The organism is Paenibacillus sp. P32E (genome assembly GCF_001909085.1).
In the GTDB taxonomy this organism is placed as follows: domain Bacteria; phylum Bacillota; class Bacilli; order Paenibacillales; family Paenibacillaceae; genus Paenibacillus_AQ; species Paenibacillus_AQ helianthi.
Map to the genome: position 1 here is coordinate 39512 of NZ_LVYY01000019.1, position 21039 is coordinate 60550.

Annotated in this window: 21 protein-coding genes; 16 read left to right on the plus strand and 5 right to left on the minus strand. The window is 49.0% G+C overall.

The genetic code is table 11. The features are described from left to right. Positions 1-67 precede the first annotated feature (67 nt). Complete coding sequence (locus A3848_RS18335; protein ID WP_074086353.1) at positions 68-535, plus strand: DUF1801 domain-containing protein; 468 nt, start codon at positions 68-70, stop codon at positions 533-535. A 5-nt stretch (positions 536-540) separates the two neighbouring features. Here A3848_RS18335 and A3848_RS18340 read toward each other — a convergent pair whose 3' ends face one another. Then, complete coding sequence (locus A3848_RS18340; RefSeq protein ID WP_178382035.1) at positions 541-1296, minus strand: alpha/beta fold hydrolase; 756 nt, start codon at positions 1294-1296, stop codon at positions 541-543. A gap of 212 nt (positions 1297-1508) precedes the next feature. Between A3848_RS18340 and A3848_RS18345 the strand changes: the two genes are divergently transcribed. Together A3848_RS18345 and A3848_RS18350 are read left to right on the plus strand one after the other, a co-directional pair. Then, positions 1509-2390, plus strand: a complete 882-nt coding sequence (locus tag A3848_RS18345) for a GNAT family N-acetyltransferase (protein WP_074086354.1) — start codon at positions 1509-1511, stop codon at positions 2388-2390. Beyond that, a complete protein-coding gene (locus A3848_RS18350) occupies positions 2375-2608 on the plus strand; it encodes a hypothetical protein (RefSeq protein ID WP_143192425.1) in 234 nt (77 codons plus the stop codon). The genes A3848_RS18345 and A3848_RS18350 overlap by 16 nt, the downstream gene beginning before the upstream one ends. Here the strand turns inward: A3848_RS18350 and A3848_RS18355 are convergent. After that, complete coding sequence (locus tag A3848_RS18355; protein WP_178382036.1) at positions 2605-3603, minus strand: phosphotransferase enzyme family protein; 999 nt, start codon at positions 3601-3603, stop codon at positions 2605-2607. The two genes, A3848_RS18350 and A3848_RS18355, sit on opposite strands and share 4 nt — an antisense overlap. Before the next feature lie 15 nt (positions 3604-3618). Further along, entirely contained in the window at positions 3619-4557 is a 939-nt protein-coding gene (locus tag A3848_RS18360) for a VanZ family protein (RefSeq protein WP_074086357.1), read from the minus strand. An 826-nt stretch (positions 4558-5383) separates the two neighbouring features. On the opposite strand from A3848_RS18360, the gene A3848_RS18365 reads away from it, so the two are divergent. Then, positions 5384-5800 (plus strand): VOC family protein, encoded by a 417-nt coding sequence (locus A3848_RS18365; protein WP_074086358.1) that lies wholly within the window; start codon positions 5384-5386, stop codon positions 5798-5800. Between the two features lie 271 nt (positions 5801-6071). On the opposite strand, the gene A3848_RS18375 is transcribed toward A3848_RS18365, so the two are convergent. Then, complete coding sequence (locus A3848_RS18375; protein WP_074086359.1) at positions 6072-6887, minus strand: sugar phosphate isomerase/epimerase family protein; 816 nt, start codon at positions 6885-6887, stop codon at positions 6072-6074. Positions 6888-7063: 176 nt separating this feature from the next. On the opposite strand from A3848_RS18375, the gene A3848_RS18380 reads away from it, so the two are divergent. From A3848_RS18380 to A3848_RS18395, 4 genes are all read left to right on the plus strand, one after another. Next, positions 7064-8056: a Gfo/Idh/MocA family protein gene (locus A3848_RS18380; protein ID WP_074086360.1), complete on the plus strand. Its 993-nt coding sequence runs from the start codon at positions 7064-7066 to the stop codon at positions 8054-8056. A gap of 259 nt (positions 8057-8315) precedes the next feature. Beyond that, positions 8316-8759 carry a LytTR family DNA-binding domain-containing protein gene (locus A3848_RS18385; RefSeq protein ID WP_074086361.1) on the plus strand — a complete coding sequence of 148 codons (444 nt, stop codon included), beginning with the start codon at positions 8316-8318 and terminating at the stop codon, positions 8757-8759. A gap of 12 nt (positions 8760-8771) precedes the next feature. Continuing rightward, entirely contained in the window at positions 8772-9212 is a 441-nt protein-coding gene (locus tag A3848_RS18390) for a DUF3021 family protein (protein WP_074086362.1), read from the plus strand. Between the two features lie 73 nt (positions 9213-9285). Then, positions 9286-10578 carry an amidase gene (locus A3848_RS18395; protein WP_074086363.1) on the plus strand — a complete coding sequence of 431 codons (1293 nt, stop codon included), beginning with the start codon at positions 9286-9288 and terminating at the stop codon, positions 10576-10578. Between the two features lie 50 nt (positions 10579-10628). On the opposite strand, the gene A3848_RS18400 is transcribed toward A3848_RS18395, so the two are convergent. Beyond that, on the minus strand, positions 10629-11882 hold the full coding sequence (locus A3848_RS18400; RefSeq protein ID WP_074086364.1) for a S8 family peptidase: 1254 nt from the start codon (positions 11880-11882) through the stop codon (positions 10629-10631). A gap of 215 nt (positions 11883-12097) precedes the next feature. Here A3848_RS18400 and A3848_RS18405 point away from each other — a divergent pair, with 215 nt between their 5' ends. From A3848_RS18405 to A3848_RS18440, 8 genes are all read left to right on the plus strand, one after another. Next, positions 12098-12424 (plus strand): hypothetical protein, encoded by a 327-nt coding sequence (locus A3848_RS18405; RefSeq protein WP_143192427.1) that lies wholly within the window; start codon positions 12098-12100, stop codon positions 12422-12424. Between the two features lie 208 nt (positions 12425-12632). After that, positions 12633-13373 (plus strand): alpha/beta fold hydrolase, encoded by a 741-nt coding sequence (locus A3848_RS18410; RefSeq protein WP_074086366.1) that lies wholly within the window; start codon positions 12633-12635, stop codon positions 13371-13373. After that, positions 13366-14364: a hypothetical protein gene (locus A3848_RS18415; protein WP_074086367.1), complete on the plus strand. Its 999-nt coding sequence runs from the start codon at positions 13366-13368 to the stop codon at positions 14362-14364. The genes A3848_RS18410 and A3848_RS18415 overlap by 8 nt, the downstream gene beginning before the upstream one ends. 339 nt (positions 14365-14703) lie before the next feature. Next, positions 14704-15681, plus strand: a complete 978-nt coding sequence (locus A3848_RS18420; RefSeq protein WP_074086368.1) for a phosphotransferase enzyme family protein — start codon at positions 14704-14706, stop codon at positions 15679-15681. A gap of 39 nt (positions 15682-15720) precedes the next feature. Beyond that, positions 15721-16449 carry an MBL fold metallo-hydrolase gene (locus tag A3848_RS18425; RefSeq protein ID WP_074086369.1) on the plus strand — a complete coding sequence of 243 codons (729 nt, stop codon included), beginning with the start codon at positions 15721-15723 and terminating at the stop codon, positions 16447-16449. Then, the gene (locus A3848_RS18430; RefSeq protein ID WP_143192428.1) at positions 16446-17285 is read left to right on the plus strand and encodes a phosphotransferase; all 840 of its coding nucleotides are present in this window, start codon (positions 16446-16448) and stop codon (positions 17283-17285) included. Before A3848_RS18425 ends, A3848_RS18430 begins: the two co-directional genes overlap by 4 nt. A gap of 238 nt (positions 17286-17523) precedes the next feature. Continuing rightward, positions 17524-18948, plus strand: coding sequence for an FAD/NAD(P)-binding protein (locus A3848_RS18435; protein WP_074086370.1), 1425 nt, complete (start codon positions 17524-17526; stop codon positions 18946-18948). A 244-nt stretch (positions 18949-19192) separates the two neighbouring features. Then, entirely contained in the window at positions 19193-21034 is a 1842-nt protein-coding gene (locus tag A3848_RS18440; RefSeq protein WP_074086371.1) for a UbiD family decarboxylase, read from the plus strand. Positions 21035-21039 lie beyond the last annotated feature (5 nt).

The following is a 21039-nucleotide window of genomic DNA, read 5'->3' on the forward strand; positions in this document are numbered from 1 at the left end:
ATCACTAATTTATGCTTGTAATTCCATGTGAAGGTAATCCTGTGGATATCAGATAGGAGGAGAACAGATGAAATACGAATCGGCCAGTCCCGAGGAATATATCAGCCAGCTGCCTGAGGAACGGAAGGAAGCCATAATGAAGCTAAGACAGATACTGAGGGACAACTTGCCTGTGGGGTTTCAGGAAACCATGTCTTATGGAATGATAACCTATGTTGTTCCCCATCAGCTGTATCCGCCTGGTTATCATGTTAACCCCGATCAGCCGCTCCCTTTTGTCAGTATAGCCTCGCAGAAGAATTTCATTGCACTCTACCATATGGGGATATACATGGTACCCGGGCTGCTGGCTTGGTTCAAGGAAGAGTATCCGAGGCATGTTCAAACCAGGCTCGATATGGGGAAATCCTGTGTGCGGTTCAAAAAAACAAATAGCATCCCGTATGATCTTATTGCACAGCTAAGCAGCAAGATTACTGTGGATGAGTATATTCGAATGGTTGAGAGCGAAGTGAAGAGGGCTAAGAAGAACTAGCGGATCTACACTATAGGATGCTGTTTCAAAAAATGCAGGATTGCATCATTTACCAATACGGGGTTCTCTCTCAGCATATGCGGCCGGTGGCTGCCTCCAGGAACAACAAGATACTGAGAGTTCTCTACCAGAGCAGTCAAGTGCCGGAGCTGGGATTCCTGTACAAAGAGATCATGCTCCCCGGCGATAAACAGGGAAGGGCAATCGATGCTGTGGATCTGCTCCTCGGTTAGTTGCGGGAATAACCGCCAGTCTGCGGCGCTCTGCCGCATGAATTCCTGCCAGTTTCCGCGGTGCGCCTCCTCATGCCGTTCGAGCATTTGTTGGATGATGACGTCCTTGCCGTGTGCAGCAAGCCATTCCGGCTCGTACTCATCCGCACCGGACGGCTCTTTGAACCCGCTAGAACCGATGGTCGTCATTGAAAATACACGCTCCGGCGCATTTAACGCAACAGCCATGGCCACTCCTGCCCCCAGGCTATAACCGATTAAATGCGCTTTGGGGATGGACAACTGCTCCATAAACGCAGTAATATCATCCGCCAGCTGTGGGGTGCTCCAGGCCAGATTATTGCACCGGGTTCTGCCATGTCCCCTGAAATCCGGAAAATAGCAGGTGTACGCATTCTGAAAATCAAGGATTTGACTCGCAAATGCCAGTATTCCCCTTGAATAAGCGCTGTGCAGAAAGATAACAGGCTCTCCGGTACCCATCTTTTCATAGAACAACTCTAAGTCACCCAATTGAATATATGGCACGATATCCTCCTTGTAAGAACAAATGTTCCTTCCATTGTACTCCTGGAATATGGATATGTCACGCTCATGAAATCGTGTATAAATTGGAATGTGAATGAATGGCAGACAGAATGTTCTGTGGGCAAAAACATTTTTCAGTAGAACTTGGCATATGTCTTGTACAGTAAATAACTTACAATTAAAAGAGACAATGCCAAGGGAGAGGGATACATATGGGGACTCGTTATAGAGACTATACATCAGATGACATGATGAAAGTGAGCCGGTTCTTGTCACATGCCCATTCAAAATTAAATCGGCCGAGCAGCTGGACGATTGCCCGTTTTGAATTCGAGATTTTTTTCTATAAGTGGAGGGCGGGCTTGCTCCCCGAGTGGGAACAAAATATCGGACTGTGGGAACGCGACAATGGGGAACTGGCCGCTATGGTTTGCAGGGATGGGGATTTCTACTTTCAATTGGATACAGATCATCCGCAGGAGGAGCTGCTGTGTGAGATGTTAGAATTCATCGAAGCGAAGTCTGCTCCGGCTGCCGTGAAGCTTGCAGTGCCAAAGGGGATGTCAAAGCTGCAAGAGTTGGTCCAGGGCAGGGGATATGTGCATCTTCCGAACGAGAGCGATAATATTATCTCCATCACGCTGGAGAAGGATTTTCCGGTGAATATTCCTGTTGGCTTTTTGCTTCAATGCGGGGAAGAGGTGTCAGACCAGGCTAAAGCGCAAGGCCACATAATGGCGTTTAACTACCCGGGAACTGTACATGCAGAGCAGATGCTGGTGTTATACGGGGGTATCCGTCAAGCACCGGGCTACCGTCCGGCTCTGGACTTGTCTCTGATTAATGAGCAGGGGGAGGTCGTGGCATTTTGTAACGCTTTTGTGGATGAGGTGAACCGGATAGGAATTCTTGAACCGGTGGGAACCCATGCGGATTACAGACTGAGAGGGCTGGGCCGGGCGGTAATCTATGAAGCGCTGAACCGTCTGCGGTCTCTCGGCATGATTAAGGGATATACAGGTCCCATGCAGCCATTTTACCAGCGCCTCGGATTTCAGATGGATGTGGAGTTCGAGGTGTGGCAGAAGCTATGAGAGATAGACCTTTCGAACAAAACTGTCAGGATCTCAATCATAAGAATCAGACTGGATCCTATATACAGCCCAAAGGCAGCCTTGAATTGGAAAATAAAGTTCTGGACTGCCTTTGGTTTGTTGAAATTAAACAGACTAAGGATGTGTTTTCTAATTCCTTTATCTTTGGCATATGGCAACAGGATGTTGCAGATGAATTGAGCTATCTTGCCCGTTAGTTGAACGTGAAATGTAGATAGGGTTCATCATTAATCAGGGATAGCTCCATATCCTTCAGGTATTCTAGCTGTTGTTCCGTTAATTGGCTCTTATCAGCATAGATGGAGTGATACGTAAAAGAGTATAGGTGTCTGAGTTGAATAAAGTAATCAATATCCTGAGTGAAGTTCGTATCTGGGTTCCCCCGAACATATCCCTCCATAAATTCTTGGTAAAAACGTCTTATGAAATTGTTTCTTTCGTTCTTTATTATAGCTTGTGTAGTGTGGTAAATTACGATCGCTAAATCATAAGCGTACCAATGATACTCGCTGTCTCCGAAATCAATGATACTAAGTGAATTTTCTCTGATTAGCAAATTTCCATGATGAAGATCTCCGTGAATTAGGCCAAAGTTATCAGTTGAAACAGAGAGCTTTTTTAACACTTCAATGTGTTTAAACCACTTCTCAATCAGGAACGTGGGTAGCTGAGCTGATTCAAATTGGAGTAATATTTTGTTTTCATTCCAACAAGGGAACGCATGGTTAGCTGTATATGCTTTTGAAGCAGTGTGGATATGTCCCATTGCCTCGCCCCATCTTTCAAACAATGGTGCTCTCCACATCTCATTGTTGGTTTGGTGGATATGTAAGCCGTTTATCTTTTCATAACAAACGAAGTAGTAGTCATCATTAATACGTTGAATAAAATCTTTTCCTTGTTTACGTAATGGTCTAGCCACATTAAGTCCCCTCGAAAGAAGGTAATCCAGCCATTCCGATTCAGCTAATGATTTCAGTTCACTAACAACAGAATCTTCCAAAATCTTAACAATAAATTTTGTGTTACTTCCAACTTCAAATACATTGTTATTGTATCCGCCTATTAGCTTGTAGTCCGAGAGGTCTAAATCCAATAGAGATAATACTTCCTTTATAAGCCCTTGTTCCATCTCCCATCCCCCAGTAATATCCAATATATAGATCCAGTAATCCTGAATAATATTCAACACAAATTATCTATGGATTCAGTTCCACAAATATTTCATTTTCCTATACCCAACATCCCATATTTTTTCGTTCCCCTCGATGGTTATCTTGAGTTCGCTCCCAGCCTCGATAGGAATCTCGAAAATCGCCGGAAACAGATCTGGATCACTACGTTGAACTTCTCCAGAACTGGTCAATACCTCGCGTCCATCGACGGAAACACGGATGCTTCCGGAATAATCCGTTGGTTCAGGTATTCCGTAATACAAGGAGAAAATAATCTTCTCTTTATACGAATACATAAACGTTTCTGAATTCCCACCTGCAACGCCATACATATTATAGCGGGGTTTTACGTTTTGAGCGCTTATTTTAAAGCTATTCAGGCTTTTTCCAGTTGATGAATTTCCAGAGCTGTCCATCAATTCGTTTATGGCCACAAAGGGACCTTCTTCTTTGGTGGACGCTTTATCTACAATCTCACACAATCCCCATACCCCTAATAAAAGAACCATACAGGAAATGGCGGTTATCAAAAAATTGCGCCAATTGTTTTTTGAACGAACACCAAGCTTGTATGCCCCAAAACCGACTGCTGCACCTAATGTATTTTGAATGGCATCGTTAATATCGAAGCTGCCCAGAAACGAAAGGGCCTGTATGGTTTCCATTACGAGAATCGAAAAAAAGAACATTGTAATGAATCGAAGAAACGTAGTCCGATATAACAATAAAATCAATATACCGTATGGGATGAAAGCTACGATATTTCCAAATCCAACAAAATCCATGAGGGTAGGGTGTAGAAGATCAGATATAGTAGGCAATTTAAAGAAACTATCTGGTAAAAAAATAAAGGTGTAGCCATTCGTTCGCTCTGCGGCACCCATTCTACCGAATGCGAAAAATAAAAAATAAAGAATTATGATTGTATAGAGCATGGTTATGGTAAAAATAACTTTACGCTGTTTTGACATGGTTAACTCCTTTGTCGGGTGTATACGTCCTGTAAAACTGAACTTGCTGCCCCAACCCATTTTACTATAATTACCACTAACTTGCCCGTTACTTCAATGAAAAAAGCAGACTGCAATACAATCTGCTCATTTCCGCTATCGTTCCTCGTTAGAACAGCCTGCAGGATCTCGCCGACAGGCTGTGTAATTAACCGAAATGTCGCGATCTGATCGAGAATTGAACGGCGGTCCGGTCGGGACTGTACAATGGCGGATGCGCTCCTCCACGATCTCCATGTCCGGATACTCGTTGCGGTGCTCGCTAAGATAGGCAATCTCTTCTTTTGACAGTTTCGATTTGATCCGTCGTTGTTGGGATAGCAGATGCGTCCTGCCTCTGATGTCCATAGCCTCGATAACTTTCTCAGTCGTCAACGGCTTGGAATTCGCTTCGCCTTTTCCGTTAAACAGCTCCACTAGTTTTGCAGCCAGCGCCTCCGCCGCTTCTTGCTTAAAGCCTGTTTTGACGGTAAACTACAGGGACTGAGTGGAGATCGAATATGCGTACGATTAGTGAGGAGAACAGGAGAAATAATGGTGACTGTTTCGAACTTTTTCTTTCGTACTTCGGTTTTATCATTAATTTCCTGCCGTTCCCTCATTCCGTTACTCGATATCCACCCTTTAATTGTCATGGAATGGCGGGTATCCGAACTCAATACCAAGTTATTTTTCAAAATTTACGCTTCCGAATCCATGAGACCGATGAATTCCCGGATCGGCTGTCGTCTATATAAACGAATGCATAAATGAACACAAACTAATTTGACGAAGAGGTGTTTTGAAAATGGCATTAACGTCCACATTCACGAGCATCAACCTGCCTGTAAAAAACGTAGAACAATCGAAAGCGTTCTTCACCGGACTCGGATTCGAGCTCAACCCGCAATTCCCCGAGAATGAGAATTCGGTAGCCATCGTGATCGGCGACAACCTGCAGGTCATGCTGATCAATCAAGCATTCTTTAATACGCTCACAGAGAAGGAATCCGTCGATACGGGCAAGTATGCGCAGATGACGATCGCATTGGCCTTCGAGAGCCGGGAAAAGGTCGATGAAATTGTGAATACCGCGGTCTCCATGGGCGGGAAATTGCACGCTGAACCTGAAGATCATGGGTTCATGTATCATTGGGGCTTCGTGGACTTGGACGGCCATCTGTGGGCCATTAACTACATGAACATGGATGCGGCACAAGGTTGAGGCTAACGGAGAGCACGCTGTACTAGGGTTCAAAAAGAAAGACGCCGGGCATCTTCCCCGGCGTCTTTCTTCGATGATTAGTTTTGTTCGGTATAGGCTTTGAAATTGTCTATGATCGCATGCCAGCCTGCTTGCTGGAACTCGGCGGGGTTGGAGCTTTATCATCTTTGTATTTTCAATTGCAGTGGAAGGCGGCGTTTTTGACAGCTCTGGCTGATGTTTTGCGGTCTGGACCCAAGGCCAGAGACGCTGGCATTACGCAGATATTATCCTATTTGAATTGGGCCTGAAGCCATTCTGCCGACTGCTGCATGTAACCTAGCTGATCCGCAGCATCAAAATGCTCAATCGCTACCGTATCCTTGTACCCGATGGATTTTAGCCGCTCCAGGATCTCTGGTATCGGAATGCAACCGGAGCCGACAGGGGCCGGGAACAGCTTCGTCCCGTTTGTGGTGATCTTCGGCGTTTCCAAACGATGCTCCTCCAGTGAGCGGTCTTTGCAGTGGACATGTACAATTCTCGATTCCAGCCTTCCGAAGGCTGCTAGCGCATCCTCACCCTGATAGATGAAATTGCCAGTGTCGAAGGTACAGCCCAGCTTCGGAACCTTATCCATAAACCATAGTAATTCTTCGGAAGTGGAAAATGGCGCACGGCTGTCATCGAAATCCTCCAAAGTGATTACCATACCTTTGGACTCCGCGTATTCGCACATCTCCCGGAGCGCTGCAACCATTCGCTGCAGCGAGCTGTTCCGCAGCTCCTCGCTGGCTGATTCCTCAATGAAACCCGGAATCACAAGTACCTTGTCCGCCCCCAAATACTCTGCCGTGTCAATAAAATCCAGTCCAGGCTGCACATCGGAAGCATTGCCAAAATCAAAAAAAGCGTACATTGAAGCTATCGAAATTCCAGCTTGCTCCAGCTGATTTTTCATGGCCCCGCGGCTGGGCTGTACCTCGTCCAAATCCAGCTCGACCGCCTGGATGCCCCATTCGCGCGCCCGGCTTAGTACCTCGGGTACCGACAGCCCGGATTGCTTGCTTGCGGTAACAATATGGTTGTAAAACACAGATATTTTCATACATGCGCTCCTTCCGTCCTATCAGAGTCTTGCAATCGCTTCCTTGAATTAGTATAGGGGATATTCAGCAGGGGTTCCACTGTGGAATTCAGCATGGAGGACAGGTGTCCTTTTATTGTTCCCGTAATTGCTCTAATATGATGAACAGTAATTCTGATACAGAGGAGAGATTCAACTTGAATACAGTAAAGCTCAGTTTTATCGGTGCGGGATTTCATGCATCTACCAATATTTACCCTTCTGCTATCCAAGCAGGGGCTGAAATTACCGCGATATCGACCCGTGATCTGGAGCGTTCGAGGGCCGCACTTCAGCGGTTTGGCAGCAGAGGCAAGCCCTATGACGATTACCGGAAAATGCTCCGGGATGAAGAAAGCGATGGGGTGGTGGTAGTCGCGCAGCCGCAGGATCAAAGTTCATTGGTGCTGGACTGCATCCATGCCGGAAAAAATGTATATGTGGACAAACCACTAGGCTGGAATGGTCCGGAAGCTCTTCAGCTAGCAGATGCAGCCGAACAGGCCGGAGTAGTGCTGATGGTCGGATTCATGAAGCGTTATGCTCCCGTCTATATGAAGCTGAAGGAGCTAATTACAGGAGGGACATTGGGCGGCGCCCGCTCCTTCCAGGCGCGGTTTGCAGTAGACAGCACACCTTTCTGTAAAGACGAGGAGCAGTTCATGAAGCTTGCTGCTATCCATATTGTAGATTTACTGCGTTTTTTGTTTGGCGAAGCGGTACAGATTTCAGGATTTACAAACAATGATAACGCACAAATCTCCCAGAGCATTTCACTGAAATTCGCAAATGGCATTGTGGGCAGTGTTTATTTTGCCGGGATGAGTGCCTGGTCCAGAGAAAGTGAGAGCCTGATGGTTACCTTCGATCACGGGTTTGCCTGTGCAGATGAAGTGGTGAAGCTAACCGTTCATCATTCACTTACAGCCAGCGGACTGCCTTGGCAATCGCTTGCCGAGCAGGATACCGTGTTCACCCCTTCAGCATCCGCAATGTCTGGCGGTTACAGAGATCTATATCTGCGAGGCTTCGTTGGCGAAATGGCGCACTACATGAAATGCTGCCGGGAAGGGTTGACCCCTGTCTCCAGCGGACGGGATAATGTGAAGACCATGGAGCTGTGTGATGCTATTCTGTCAGCACTGATGTAAATGGGTTTACTCTGGGGGAGAGTTCAATGATCACAGAGCTGAATGCGGCAACATCGCGGTAAAAGCTATAGTTAGTGGAATGAATCCGGGCTGGGTATTCGCAGAGCTGCGAATCGAAGCCTATGCATCGATATAGTCATCCTGCCCCTCTTAAGAAGCAGCATAATGCCATCTGGATGCAGCTTACGCAAAGCCTATTGAAGATGCGCTTTTACAAAAATATACTGTAATTGCAGGCAGAAGGGCGGGAGGGACGCAGATGAAAATCACCATTGAGAGCATACCGGAAGACAGCGAGCCTGAGATTATTTTGAGGTGCAATGATCCCGATGAAGAGGTGCTGAAGCTGCTGCATTCCATTCCATCCATGACGGCATCCAAGAAGCTGATCGGCATGACCGATCTTCAAATGCATATCATCGACCCGAAGGAGGTGTATTATTTCGAGGCTGTGGATCACAAGGTGTTTATCTATTGTGCCAAGAAGGTCTATGAATCCAGGTTGAAGCTGTATGAGATTGAGCTGGCCTATGCGCACAGGGATTTTTTTAGAGCCTCCAAATCAACCATCCTGAATATTGCCAAAATCAAGTCCGTCAGCCCGGTCCTTTACGGAAGATTCGAAGCTTTGCTGCACAATAGCGAAAAGGTCTTCATTTCACGGCAATATGTTCCGGTACTGAAACAAAAACTAGGACTCTGAGGAGGCTCCATGATGAAAACCGGCAAATTCGTATCCTGTATCTTGAAGGATTTGTTCGCAGCATGTGGATGTGTGACGATTCTGGTGGCCATTGTGCTGACCTTGAACTCGACCGGTTCCGTCGGTACATCAATATTATGGCAGATTATTATGGCGGCTGCGGCGTTTACCTGCTTCAAATACGCTTTGGTGAGTACACAAGGGCTTAGTAAACATGCGCAAACACTGAGCTTCTATATCTGTTTTGTGCTTGGCGATGTTTTTGTAATCCTATGGCTGTGGTTCTTCAGTTCCGGACCGTTCAGGGAAAAGGGGCTGCTGCTTCCCTTCGTGATTACCGTCCTGGTGATTAAAGGCATGGTGTACGCAATGCTGCACATCGATGGGAAGAAGGAAGCCAAGCAGCTGAATGAAAAGCTGAGCGAGTATCAGAGCGGCGGCAACAATTTATGAAGGAGTGACTGCCACCTAATCAGAACTCCATACGTAAGTAGAGAGACATATACCTTCCTATGGAGATGATGATATGCTTCTCAATCAAACTTCTATTATTCCTCTTGCAGCTTCGGATTTCCCGGAGAACGGACTTCATCCTTCCTGGGACCAGTTCCGGCAGCGTTATGAGTGGCTTGAACCTCAAATTCATGCCTTTGTAGCTGAGGAAAATGCCGGGGAACGGTTGGCCCGGGATGAGGGCTTCTTGCTTAAGAACTATGCCGGAAATGCGGAAAAGCCTGTATTCTACGGAGTTCCTGTAGGTATCAAAGACCTGCTGCATGTGGAGGGATGGCCTACCCGGGCCGGGTCCGGCTTACCGGCTGAGGTGTTGACCGGCCCGGAAGGGTCGTTGATCCGGCGCCTCCGCTCACTGGGTGCGCTGATCGCAGGAAAGACGGTTACCGAGGAATTTGCTTATAATGGTCCTATTGCCACGCGTAATCCCCATCATACGGATCATACTCCAGGTGGCTCAAGTGCAGGCTCAGCAGCAGCGGTTGCTGCCGGATTATGTCCGCTGGCGGTTGGCACCCAGACCCTCCGTTCGGTGATCGCCCCAGCGTCCTTTTGCGGTGTGGTGGGCTTCAAGCCAAGCTATGGCAGAGTGCCGCTGGATGGAGTTGTTTTGCTGGCCCCTTCTTTTGATACCGTGGGGTTCTTCACACAGAATGTACCGGATATGCAGGTTGCTGCAGCCTCGCTTCTCCCGGACTGGAGGAACCAGCATCAGCAAGCCTGCAGCAAACCGGTACTTGGCATCCCCCAAGGAGTATACATGGAGCTGATGAGTAGTGAGGTCAAAGAAGCTTTTAACGCACAAATCTTAAGTCTTCAGCAGCAAGGTTATGAGGTAAAGCAAGTAAGTATGCCATGGGAGGATGAGTTTATCTACGGAAATGCCATGCTGCGGTTTCTGGAAGGTGAAATGGCCCGGGAGCATGCCCTGTGGTTCGGTCGATACGCAGAGTGCTATGGCAATCCCGTAAGGGAGGCTATTCTACGGGGCCGGGAAATCTCCGATACGGAGCTGGGGATGTGCCGCCGGAAGCAGTACAGACTGCGCCGGGAGCTGGAGAATGTCCAAGCAGCACAGGGAGTGGACCTCTGGGTATCGCCAGCACAGGGTGGAACTGCACCTAAGATCGGTGAGGGCACCGGGTGGTCCGGGATGACCGCTATCTGGACCTTCGCGGGTTGTCCTACCATCAGTCTGCCATCAGCCAGTATTAACAGCCTGCCGCTTGGCTTTCAGTGCGTAGGGAGTTATGGGGAAGATGAGGCATTGCTGGCTTGGGTGCAGGGAATTGCTGAGCATTTGTAAGTCATTTACGGATGAACGAAAGTCTGCTGTTATTCAATTTTGAAAATTCGTTATTTTCGTAGCAGAAACCGCATATTGATCTCGCCGCTGCCTGCTGTGTTTGGCTTAAGGCCCAGGCGGAAGGCGTTTTTCTTCAATCTGGCTTTGACCTGGCAAGGCGAGAGCGAAGGACAGCTCTGCAGCAGCTGGGCGGCTGCACCGGAGACGATGGGGGTAGAGATGCTGGTGCCGGACAACACGAAATATTGTTGCCCAAACCGCAGGTACGGGAAATTACGGGCCAACTGGGAGCCGGGGGCGCGAAGCGAAATGACAGATTCCCCCGGGGCGACAAGATCCGGTTTGATCTTGCCGCAGGGTGCCGGGCCACGGCTGGAATAGAGGGTAATGCGGTCATCTTTTTGGGTGAGGGTCCGGCGGTCATCTACAGCGCCTACAGTAATAGCGGACGGACTGATGCCCGGTGACTCAATGGTTTTGCGTCCGGGTCCGCTGTTTCCAGCGGCGATTACAACAGTAAGTCCGGCTTTGACTGCTTTTTCTACAGCCTGGCAGAGCAGATCGTCTTGGCATGATGTGCTCACAGGTCCGCCGAAAGACATCGATAGAATGCGCAGCTTCAGACATTTACGCTGCGCAACACACCATTCGATCCCTTTAATAATCGTTGAGTCGTAGCCATCTCCGTTGATATCCAGTACTTTAACACCTACGATCCCCGCCTCAGGTGCTGGACCTCTATACTTCCCTTTACTGAGCCAGCCGTTGCCTGCCGCATCCCCGGTAATATGAGTGCCATGACCGTTGTCGTCATAGGGGCGCTTGCGGTGATTGATGAAATCCTTGAACGCCACGATGCGGTTCACGGGCCGGACCAGATCGGGATGAGGGAACACTCCGGTGTCAAGCACAGCAATGTTGATCCCTTTTCCGGTAAGCCCTCTTGAGCGCTTCACAGCAGTTGCACCGATCGATGGGGTGGCAATATCCAGCGACATGCTTTTAATGTCATCCAGGTATATCTTATGAACGCCCTCCCAGCAGCACATCCGTTCCAGGCATTTCATTGAAATATGTGAGGAAACCGCATTGAGCATTGGAATGCGATGTTTGACAGACATGACGTGTGAGCCTAAATGCTTGTGTAAGGCTTGCATCCTGCTCTGGATTAACTTGTGATTGAATTGAATAATAACAGGCAGCGTCGCTGATCCCTTACTGGAATGAACCGTTTTGCGAATCCGGTTTCTCAGCGGACGGTTCATTTTGGAAGCATACTGCTTCATCCACATTTTTTCGCCCATGGCTATCGTGTCACCTCTCCGATACAGGGTATGCGCGGAAAGGGATATGGGTACATTTCTATAAATCTGAGACAATACCACATTTCTGGAAGAGTAGTAGGCAAGAACGCGGTTCACTGCAAGCGCAAATTGCATCTAATACTCTATCCTATCAGAAAGTGGTGAAACAAATGAAAGCTCCTGACAAGAAAGCAATCCTGGCAAAAAAAGCTTTAATGGCAAAAAAAGCTATGATGGCCCGCAAGGCAAATGCAAAGAAGGTAGTGAAGAGACGCAGAATCAGACAGACTTTTGACAGATTTGTAGTTCTTGCTACAAGCCTGGGCAATGTGAATAAGGATTCCTCCGGATGGACAGCTTCCTTGACCAGCGGTACAGTAACGGTAACTGCCGATTTTGACGATTTTGGTGTGGCAAGATTTCCTACCATCACGACTTTAACAACGGTACCCTATACTTTGAGAATAAGAGATGATGCAGGTAATCTCTTAACGACCAAGTCTGTCTCTGCCAACCGCGAGTTTTATGTTGCCAGATTCTAAGCCTAGCGACTCTTTGAGATGAGCTTAAACGGCGCGTACCAGGCGGTGCGCGTTTTTTGGTACGCTTAATAAGCATTTGTACAGTGAGTTCCTGTGATCAACTAGTGATAGAGTCGTCAGGACCAATAGCATTTCAAAATTATCGGTCACCATGATATTCTTAACGAATACGAACCCTGAATTTATCCTGCGTTGAGGAGATGTAGAATTGAAAAGCTATTTTGTACATAACGGAGCTGTGGTGCTGCATGTGCTGGAGAATGGAGAGCCTTCTTCCACGATGCCATCGCTGCTTGTGATAGGCGGACTGTGGGAGCCTGCGGAGCGGGCCATTCCGCTATTGTCGAATTTACCGGGACATACCGTATCCTTCAGCTTCCGGGGACGCGGACTCAGCTCAACACCTTATGGCGGCTATGATCTAGAGGATCATTTATCAGATATTGCCGCTATCGTTGCCCATACCAGAATTGAACATTACTGCGTACTGGGGTTTTCCAGAGGCGCTTCCTACGCGCTTGGCTGGAGTCTACAGAATCAAGAACAGATAAAAGGGCTTATTCTTGTAGACCAGCCGCCGATCCATCGAAGTGTATCACCGGAAACCGTGGATTTCTGGTGTGGTCTGACTTATCAGCAGGTGCCTATACTCAATTATATGCGGCGGGAAGCGCTGGAGGGGCTGGGACGTGATGCAGAGGAGCTGGACTTCACTTCACAGCTGGCTCAGCTTATGCTTCCAGTAACCTTGTTTGCCGGAAGAAATAAGGCGGCAGAGATTCCATCCGATATCTCTGAGGAGACCTTGGACAAGTACAAGCAGTACCTTTCCCCGTTTCACGTTGTGGAATTTCTTCACTCCGGGCATATGATTCCCGACGAGGAGCAGCAGAAATATATTGCTGAAGTCATTTTGTTTCTATATGAGAGGGGGCTGGCCGATGTATGAGTGGATCAAGGGTTATAGCCGGGTGGAATACAGTGAGCAGGCAGAGAGGCTTGATTTCGGCAAGCGTTCAAGCTTCCGTATGGAGAAAATGGAGCTGGAATCATCGCCTTCCGGTATGACTGCAGCCGCGCAGTATTTCACTGCCGGGAATGCCTGGTTGTCGGAAGTATATAGAATAGGCATTCCAGCACAGGATGAGAGGATCCGCCAGCTTATCCTTACAGAAATAGCACCGCATTTTGCAGATGTGAAGCAGTGTATACGCGAAGGAAGCGTTGAAACGATCTATCTACAGGAGTTGAAGCCGGAATCACGGCAGCTGTTCGGGGATACGCAAACCGGAATTCTGCCGGTGCTGGAAGATCTCTATAGGCATCATGATATGAGTGACAGAATCAGCGGGGGTAAGCGGACGATCATCAATTATATGGTAAATCCGGATGCCCTGGAGCCTTATGAAGCGCCGGACACCGAAACACTGCAAAACCTGCTGAAAATTGCTTATTCAGACCTGCCGGATGGGGAATACAATGTGATGCCGCTCGGCTGGTTCTTTGACGAGAATTTGCGCCATTCTGCTGCGCTTCGCTTTTTTGCCGGATTTGTTCCCCATCTGATGCTTAGGGTGGATGAAGACACTGGTGAGGTCATCCTGCTTCAGATGTCCGGCAAGGAATTCGCCCGCAAGGTCCTGCTGAATTCGGCACGTCCCCAGCCTCCACGGCGAAAGGACAGCCATTTATATGTGGATATGGGCCATAGGGTCGTGTATGCAATTGATCTAAGCGGACAGTATCCGGTGAGCAACTGGCAAGAGCTTACAGAGAAACAGGCCTATTGGCTGAAGGAAGGCATGAATTTTAACGACTTCAATCATGAAACGGCAGAGCCGGTCCCGGCAAATATCGGGTTCTTTTATGACCAGGATTCTATTCAGTCCATAGTCGATAGGATCAATCAGGAGCTGGAGGATATCCGGGAGCAAAATTAACTCAGTTGTATCTCTTGACGGTATAGAGTCCCTAGCAGCCCGCAGAGTTTCTGCGGGCTGCTCTAGCATGGAGAATGCTTTGCATTCTACTCATTCTTTACCTATAAATCCGCCAGTCATTTGCATATAATGGAAGTTAATGATTGCAAGGAGTTACAAAAAGAGTGGACATGCAAATGGAGAAGGTTCTGAGTAGGTTTACAACGATTTGTAGTGAAGAGTTAGAAGCAAGCCTGACAGGGATATACCTGCATGGCTCCTTGGCCATGGGCTGACCGCTTTTTCCAGATATATACTGGGTGAAATAAATAAGAAGAAAATAGAAGAGAGGTGTACACATTGAGTATACAAGCAGCAGAAGAAGTGCTCTCATTCTATACGCTTCAGGAGCCGATAGTTGAATTTATCAGACATAATGAAAATATGACGTTTAAGGTTACGGATCTAAAGGAAGGCAGACTATACTTGCTGCGTATTCATAGTCCGTCAACAGCAGGCCTGCTCGGGATTCAGCATACGCAGCAGGGCTTGGAATCAGAAATGTACATCCTGCAGGAGCTGTCCAAGGACCAGGCACTTCATGTGCAGAAGCCGGTAGCCAACCGGACCGGAGGGCTCGTAACCCAATATGTAAACGATGGCAAGGATATTTGTTATGCTACCCTGCTGGAATGGATAGAGGGCGCTACGCTCACTTTACAAGAAGACAACATGGAGCAAATTGCTTATCAGCTGGGGGAAAAGCTCGCTGCATTTCATCATTTCTCCCGTCATACTGAGCTTCCTGGTCTGCAAAGACCGGTGTATGATGCAGAAAGGATTGATACTGCGGTTGAAGAATTGAAATACGGCGTAGATTCAGATCTGTACAGTCAGGAACAATATGAGATCATTGTCCAGGTCCTCGGAATGATAAAAAGGCAGCTCCAAGTGCTGGAGACCCTTCCAGGGCAATGGGGGCTTGTACACGCGGATGTGCAGCTTGGGAATGTGATTATCACCGAAAGCGGGCCTTGTTTAATAGACTTTGGTTTTTGCGGGTATGGCTACTATCTATTTGATCTGGGCAGCGCGGGGACTGTTCTTCCCGGTGAGCTGCGTCAGCTTTTTTTACAGGGCTATGCTTCAGCAGCAGATTTTTCATGGGAGCAAATAAGGTATATTGAGGGGCAGATATTTATGGATACTTTTATCAGCTATCTTTTCTTTATACATGACTCCACACGCAATAACTGGATCAAAGAGAGTGCGGCAAAGCTTTGTAATACCCTATGCAAAGATTTTATTGCAGGCAAAGAAGTATTTTACTCATTCTAAACTTGAAAGGGTCCTTGAAACGGCAAGGAGGAACTAAAAATGAATATAGCAGAAGGCGCAGCCATCATACCGCTAGAAATCGAGGGCATCATTTTGAATTCCACTTTGGTGTGGGACGAACATAGGGCGATCCTGATCGATGCGGGTTTTTACGGGCATGGCACACAGATAGTAGAAGGCATGAAGCGGGCCGGCGTAGCTGTCGAGCGGTTATCTGCCGTGATTTTGACCCATCAGGATATTGATCATATTGGCGGTGTGCAGGACCTGATGGAATTAGCAGATAGACCGCTGGTGGTGTATGCCCACGCACTGGATCAGCCTTTCATCGAAGGAACGGTTCCGCTATTAAAAAGAGAACTGCCTCCACAGCTGCAGCATATGTTCGACCTTCCTTATCATGTAAAGGTGAATCATACGCTAAATGACGGGGATGTGCTTGATTTTTGTGGTGGTGTTGAAGTGATTTTTACTCCTGGGCATACCCCGGGACATATCAGTTTGTATTTGCAGACAAGCAGGATACTGATTGCCGGAGACGCATTGCCTTCCGTAAACGGGGAGCTGCAAACCCCAACCAATCAAACCACACCTGACCTGCCGGCAGCGTTCAACTCCCTGAATAAATTGCTGGATTACGACATTGACCAAATTGTCTGCTATCATGGCGGGCTGTGTACGGAGAATGTACAGGAGCAGCTCAGGCGTATAGTGGAGCACTCATCCGGTGAGACCGCTTTTTCAAATAAGGAGGAATCTGAGCTGTGAATGGATTACTGGGAATGAAGATTGGCGAAGGCGGATGTGCGGAAATTTACGAGTGGGAAGATACGTCAAAGGTTATCAAGCTTGCCAAGAGCAATACCGGAATGGATGCCTTGGCTAGAGAGTTCAGCAATACGCAAGCGGCTTGGGAAAAAGGACTGACTGTGCCGCGCCCCTACGAATTAACCGAAGTCGATGGCCGTCCGGGGATGGTGACAGAGCGCATCTATGGGGAGTCGCTAATGGAACGGTTCATACAGCTGTTCATGCAGGTGTCTGCAGACAGGAAATGGACGGACAGTGACGATGAGAATATCCGCATCACCGCCCGCAGCCTAAGCCACATTCATAGCCAGGTGATCCCTTCGATGCCACCGCAGCGCGAAGCGCTGAAATGGAATATCCATTCAGCCCGTTATCTGACTTCAGATGAGAAGAAGCGGGTCGTTGAGCGGCTGGATCGCCTGCCTTTGAAGTACCAGCTCTGTCATGGAGACCCCAACCCGGGAAATATCCTGATACGGGATAGCGAACCTGTAGTTATCGACTGGATGAATGCTTCGACCGGTAACCCCGAAGCGGATCTCGGTGAATACATCATCATGATCCGCTATTCGGTTCTGCCGCCGGGTCTGCCTGCGGATGTGCCGGATTTCTTTGACTCCGTAAGAGAACATATCATCCGGGTATTCAGCGAAGAATACGAACGGCTGACGGGGATTGCTTACCGTGAGGTGGAACAGTGGCTGGTTCCGCTCGCTGCACGTAAATTGGACGTTGATTCTATCGTCGAGGAAGAGAAGCAAAGGCTGCTGGAGTTTATCAGAGCGGAGCTTTAAGTGAACAATGAAACAGTCCAGCCAGTGGCAGGAAATCTAACACGGATACCATTCGGTAGCAAGATTTATTCTTTTGTCAATATTATAGTAGGGTTGGACCCCAAATGTTAGTGATTGGATACAATCTGGTTCAGGGATTTTGGATGCAATGACAATAAACCTGACATATCCATTCAAAAGACGGGGCTTACACGTTATAATATGGCCTAAAGATGCTACCCGAAAGGTCTGAGGAAGAATGAGCCTGGAAACCTTAAATGAACGAGTGAAAACGGATCTTTCCTATCTTGCCTATGGAGGCGCAGACTGGGTGCGGCCGCTGAGCCATCCGGCAGGCCATGTATATGATGTTGTAATTGTGGGCGGTGGGCAAAGCGGCCTCGGAGCGGCTTTTGGACTGCTCCGTGAACGGATATCGAACATTCTGCTGATCGATGAGAACAGTGAAGGGCTGGAAGGACCTTGGGAAACTTACGCCCGGATGGTCACGCTGCGAACACCGAAACATTTAACCTCGGTTGATCTGGGGATTCCTTCATTAACCTTCCGCTCCTGGTGGGAGGCGCAGAACGGGGCTGAGAGCTGGGAGGCCGTCGATAAAATCCCGCGCGGCGACTGGATGGATTATTTGCGCTGGTACCGGAGGGTTCTGGACCTGCCCGTGGTCAATGAGGTCCGGCTAGAGCTGATAGAACCTGGTGAAGATGGAATTCACCGCCTTCATATCTCAGGTGCTGGAGCGCCGAAGGAGCATTTGCTGGCGCGTAAGGTAGTGTTGGCTACAGGTATCCAGGGGGGAGGCGAATGGCATGTGCCCCCGATGGTAGCTGACCATCTGCCGAAAGCCATGTATGCCCATACCTCAGAGGATATGGACTATACGTTCCTCCGGGGAAAAAGAATCGCCATTCTCGGCGGCGGAGCCTCAGCATTCGACAACGCGAATTATCTGCTCTCCGGGGGGGCAGCGGAAGCCCATGTGTTTGTCCGCCGCGAGCAGCTTCCGAATGTTAATCCGATCCGCCAGATGGAAGTCTCAGGTATGATTGAACGGTACCATACGCTGTCTGACCCGGAGAAATATGCAGTGATATCGCATTTCTTCAAATTCAATCAGCCGCCGACCAATGATACCTTTGCCCGTGCAGCGGCTTGGCCGGGCTTCCAGCTTCATCTGGGTTCGCCGTGGCTGAAGGTCGAAGCTATAGGAGACAAGGCAGTAGTGACAACGCCGAAAGGTGAATTCTCCTTTGACTTTCTCGTAGTTAGCACCGGTCTGCTCAGCGACCCGGGCCTGCGTCCGGAGTTGCGTCAGGTCGAGAGCCATATCGCCCGCTGGAGCGACCGTTACGAAGCACCGTCTGGAGAGGCGAATGCGCTGCTGGATGCTCACCCGTATCTAAGCCCGGGCTTTGCGCTCCAGCCCCGTACGGAAGAGGGACGCAAGTTTGTACACGGACTGTTCGTCTTCAACTATTCCGCGCTTGCCAGTTGCGGCCTGTCGGCATCCGCCATCTCCGGCATGAAGAATGCGGTACCGAAGCTAGTGGCCGGGGTGGCCGATCAGCTGTTCACCGATGACCGCGAGGAAATTCTGAGTGCTTTTTACGCTTATCATGAGGTTGAATTTACCGGGGTGTGGCCCTTGAAAACTTTGGACTGATTAGACTGATGAACCGCAAGTGTATATTTTTACAGTAGGAGGCTGTCTTCCCGCAGAATGTTCTGCGAGGAGAAGCCTTCTTTTTGATTTCGTGGGCCAGCGCTGCGAGAGCGGAATCAAAGGTATTTCTGCCTTTGATTTCGAGCATCAGCGCCTGTCAGAACACCGCTTGGCGTTGACCTCGCGGCTCCCCTCATTGATAATAAAAGAAGTTCACATTTCTTCTGGAGATTGGAGTAAGACCATGAGATACCGCAATATGGAAGAATGTATTACCGATTTGGAAAAACACGGACATCTGGTCCGTATTCCTGAGGAAGTCGACCCGAACCTTGAGATGGCGGCGATACATCTGAAGGTATACGAAGCGGGTGGTCCCGCCCTGCTCTTCGAGAAGGTCAAAGGCTCGAAGTACCGCGCAGTGTCGAATCTGTTCGGCACTATAGAACGCAGTAAATTTATATTTCGTGATACCTGGGAGTCATCCCAGGATGTGATTGCCTTGCGTAGTGATCCAATGAAGGCGCTCAAGCAGCCGCTCAAATATGTCGGCACTGGGCTGGCCGCCAGAAAAGCCCTGCCATTGAAAAAAGGGAGCGGCGTTCCGGCGGGCTTCGAGGAGATCCGAATATCCGACCTGCCGCAAATTAAGCATTGGCCTGGGGACGGCGGCGCGTTTATCACCCTGCCTCAGGTCTATTCTGAGGACCCGGACAAGCCCGGCATTATGAATTCCAATCTTGGCATGTACCGTATTCAGCTTAGCGGCAATGAGTATGAGATCAATAAGGAAGTCGGCGTGCATTACCAGATCCACCGGGGCATCGGCATTCACCAGACCAAGGCTACGAAGAAAGGCCAGCCGCTCAAGGTCAGCTGCTTCATCGGGGGACCTCCCGCACATACCTTGTCTGCGGTCATGCCTCTGCCCGAAGGCTTAAGCGAAATGACCTTTGCAGGGCTTCTGGCGGGGCGCCACTTCCGCTACAGCTATGCGGACGGCTTCTGCATCAGCAGTGATGCCGACTTTGTCATTACCGGCGAGATTCATCCCGGGGAGACCAGACCGGAGGGGCCTTTTGGCGACCATTTGGGCTACTACAGTCTGACCCATCCGTTCCCTGTGATGAAAGTGCATAAGGTCTATGCCAAAAAAGGGGCCATCTTCCCGTTCACCGTTGTAGGACGCCCGCCGCAGGAGGATACGGCCTTCGGAGAATTGATCCATGAGCTGACAGGCGGAGCGGTGAAGCAGGAGGTGCCTGGAGTCAAAGAGGTGCATGCGGTCGATGCAGCTGGCGTACATCCGCTGCTGTTAGCCGTCGGCAGCGAGCGTTATACCCCGTACCAGCAGCTGAAGCAGCCGGCGGAGCTGCTTACCATCGCGAACCGGATACTCGGGACAGGACAGCTCAGTCTGGCGAAGTATCTGTTCATTACAGCGGAAGAAGACCGGCCGGTCAGCACGCACAAGATCGGGGATTTCCTGATCTATATTCTGGAGCGGATCAATTTGCACCGGGACATTCATTTTCAGACCCATACTACGATAGACACCCTGGATTATTCCGGCACGGGGATTAACAGCGGCAGTAAAGTGGTTTTTGCAGCGGTGGGAGAGCAGAAACGGACCTTGTGTACGGAGGTACCGGGGATTCTGAAGAATCTGCAGACGTTTGGACAAGCAAAAATGATTATACCGGGAATCGTGGCATTGCAGGGACCGAAGTTTATTGATTATGCGGCAGCCCAGAAGGAGACGGACAAGCTGAGTGTCGCCATTCAGGAGCAAGGTGTGCTCGATAGCTGTCCGATGATCATCCTATGCGACGATAGTACTTTCATGAGTGAAACGTTAAACAACTTCCTCTGGGCAACCTTTACGCGCAGCAATCCCTCACATGATATCTATGGGGTGAACAGTGGTGTAGAGAACAAACACTGGTTCTGCGATAATGTGATCATTGACGCCCGTGTGAAGCCGCATCAGGCGCCTCCACTGATCCCGGATGCAGCGGTGGAGCGGAATATTGAACGCTTTTTTGCACAGGGAGCCCCTCTGGCCGGGCTGCGCAAATCGCGCTGAGCTTA

Excerpts from the sequence above, each read along its gene's own strand:
- A3848_RS18335 (WP_074086353.1), top strand. The coding sequence starts at position 68 with ATGAAATACGAATCGGCCAGTCCCGAGGAATATATCAGCCAGCTGCCT.
- A3848_RS18345 (WP_074086354.1), top strand. The coding sequence starts at position 1,509 with ATGGGGACTCGTTATAGAGACTATACATCAGATGACATGATGAAAGTG.
- A3848_RS18360 (WP_074086357.1), bottom strand. The coding sequence starts at position 4,557 with ATGTCAAAACAGCGTAAAGTTATTTTTACCATAACCATGCTCTATACA.
- A3848_RS18365 (WP_074086358.1), top strand. The coding sequence starts at position 5,384 with ATGGCATTAACGTCCACATTCACGAGCATCAACCTGCCTGTAAAAAAC.
- A3848_RS18375 (WP_074086359.1), bottom strand. The coding sequence starts at position 6,887 with ATGAAAATATCTGTGTTTTACAACCATATTGTTACCGCAAGCAAGCAA.
- A3848_RS18385 (WP_074086361.1), top strand. The coding sequence starts at position 8,316 with ATGAAAATCACCATTGAGAGCATACCGGAAGACAGCGAGCCTGAGATT.
- A3848_RS18390 (WP_074086362.1), top strand. The coding sequence starts at position 8,772 with ATGAAAACCGGCAAATTCGTATCCTGTATCTTGAAGGATTTGTTCGCA.
- A3848_RS18395 (WP_074086363.1), top strand. The coding sequence starts at position 9,286 with ATGCTTCTCAATCAAACTTCTATTATTCCTCTTGCAGCTTCGGATTTC.
- A3848_RS18400 (WP_074086364.1), bottom strand. The coding sequence starts at position 11,882 with ATGGGCGAAAAAATGTGGATGAAGCAGTATGCTTCCAAAATGAACCGT.
- A3848_RS18405 (WP_143192427.1), top strand. The coding sequence starts at position 12,098 with ATGGCAAAAAAAGCTATGATGGCCCGCAAGGCAAATGCAAAGAAGGTA.
- A3848_RS18415 (WP_074086367.1), top strand. The coding sequence starts at position 13,366 with ATGTATGAGTGGATCAAGGGTTATAGCCGGGTGGAATACAGTGAGCAG.
- A3848_RS18425 (WP_074086369.1), top strand. The coding sequence starts at position 15,721 with ATGAATATAGCAGAAGGCGCAGCCATCATACCGCTAGAAATCGAGGGC.
- A3848_RS18435 (WP_074086370.1), top strand. The coding sequence starts at position 17,524 with ATGAGCCTGGAAACCTTAAATGAACGAGTGAAAACGGATCTTTCCTAT.
- A3848_RS18440 (WP_074086371.1), top strand. The coding sequence starts at position 19,193 with ATGAGATACCGCAATATGGAAGAATGTATTACCGATTTGGAAAAACAC.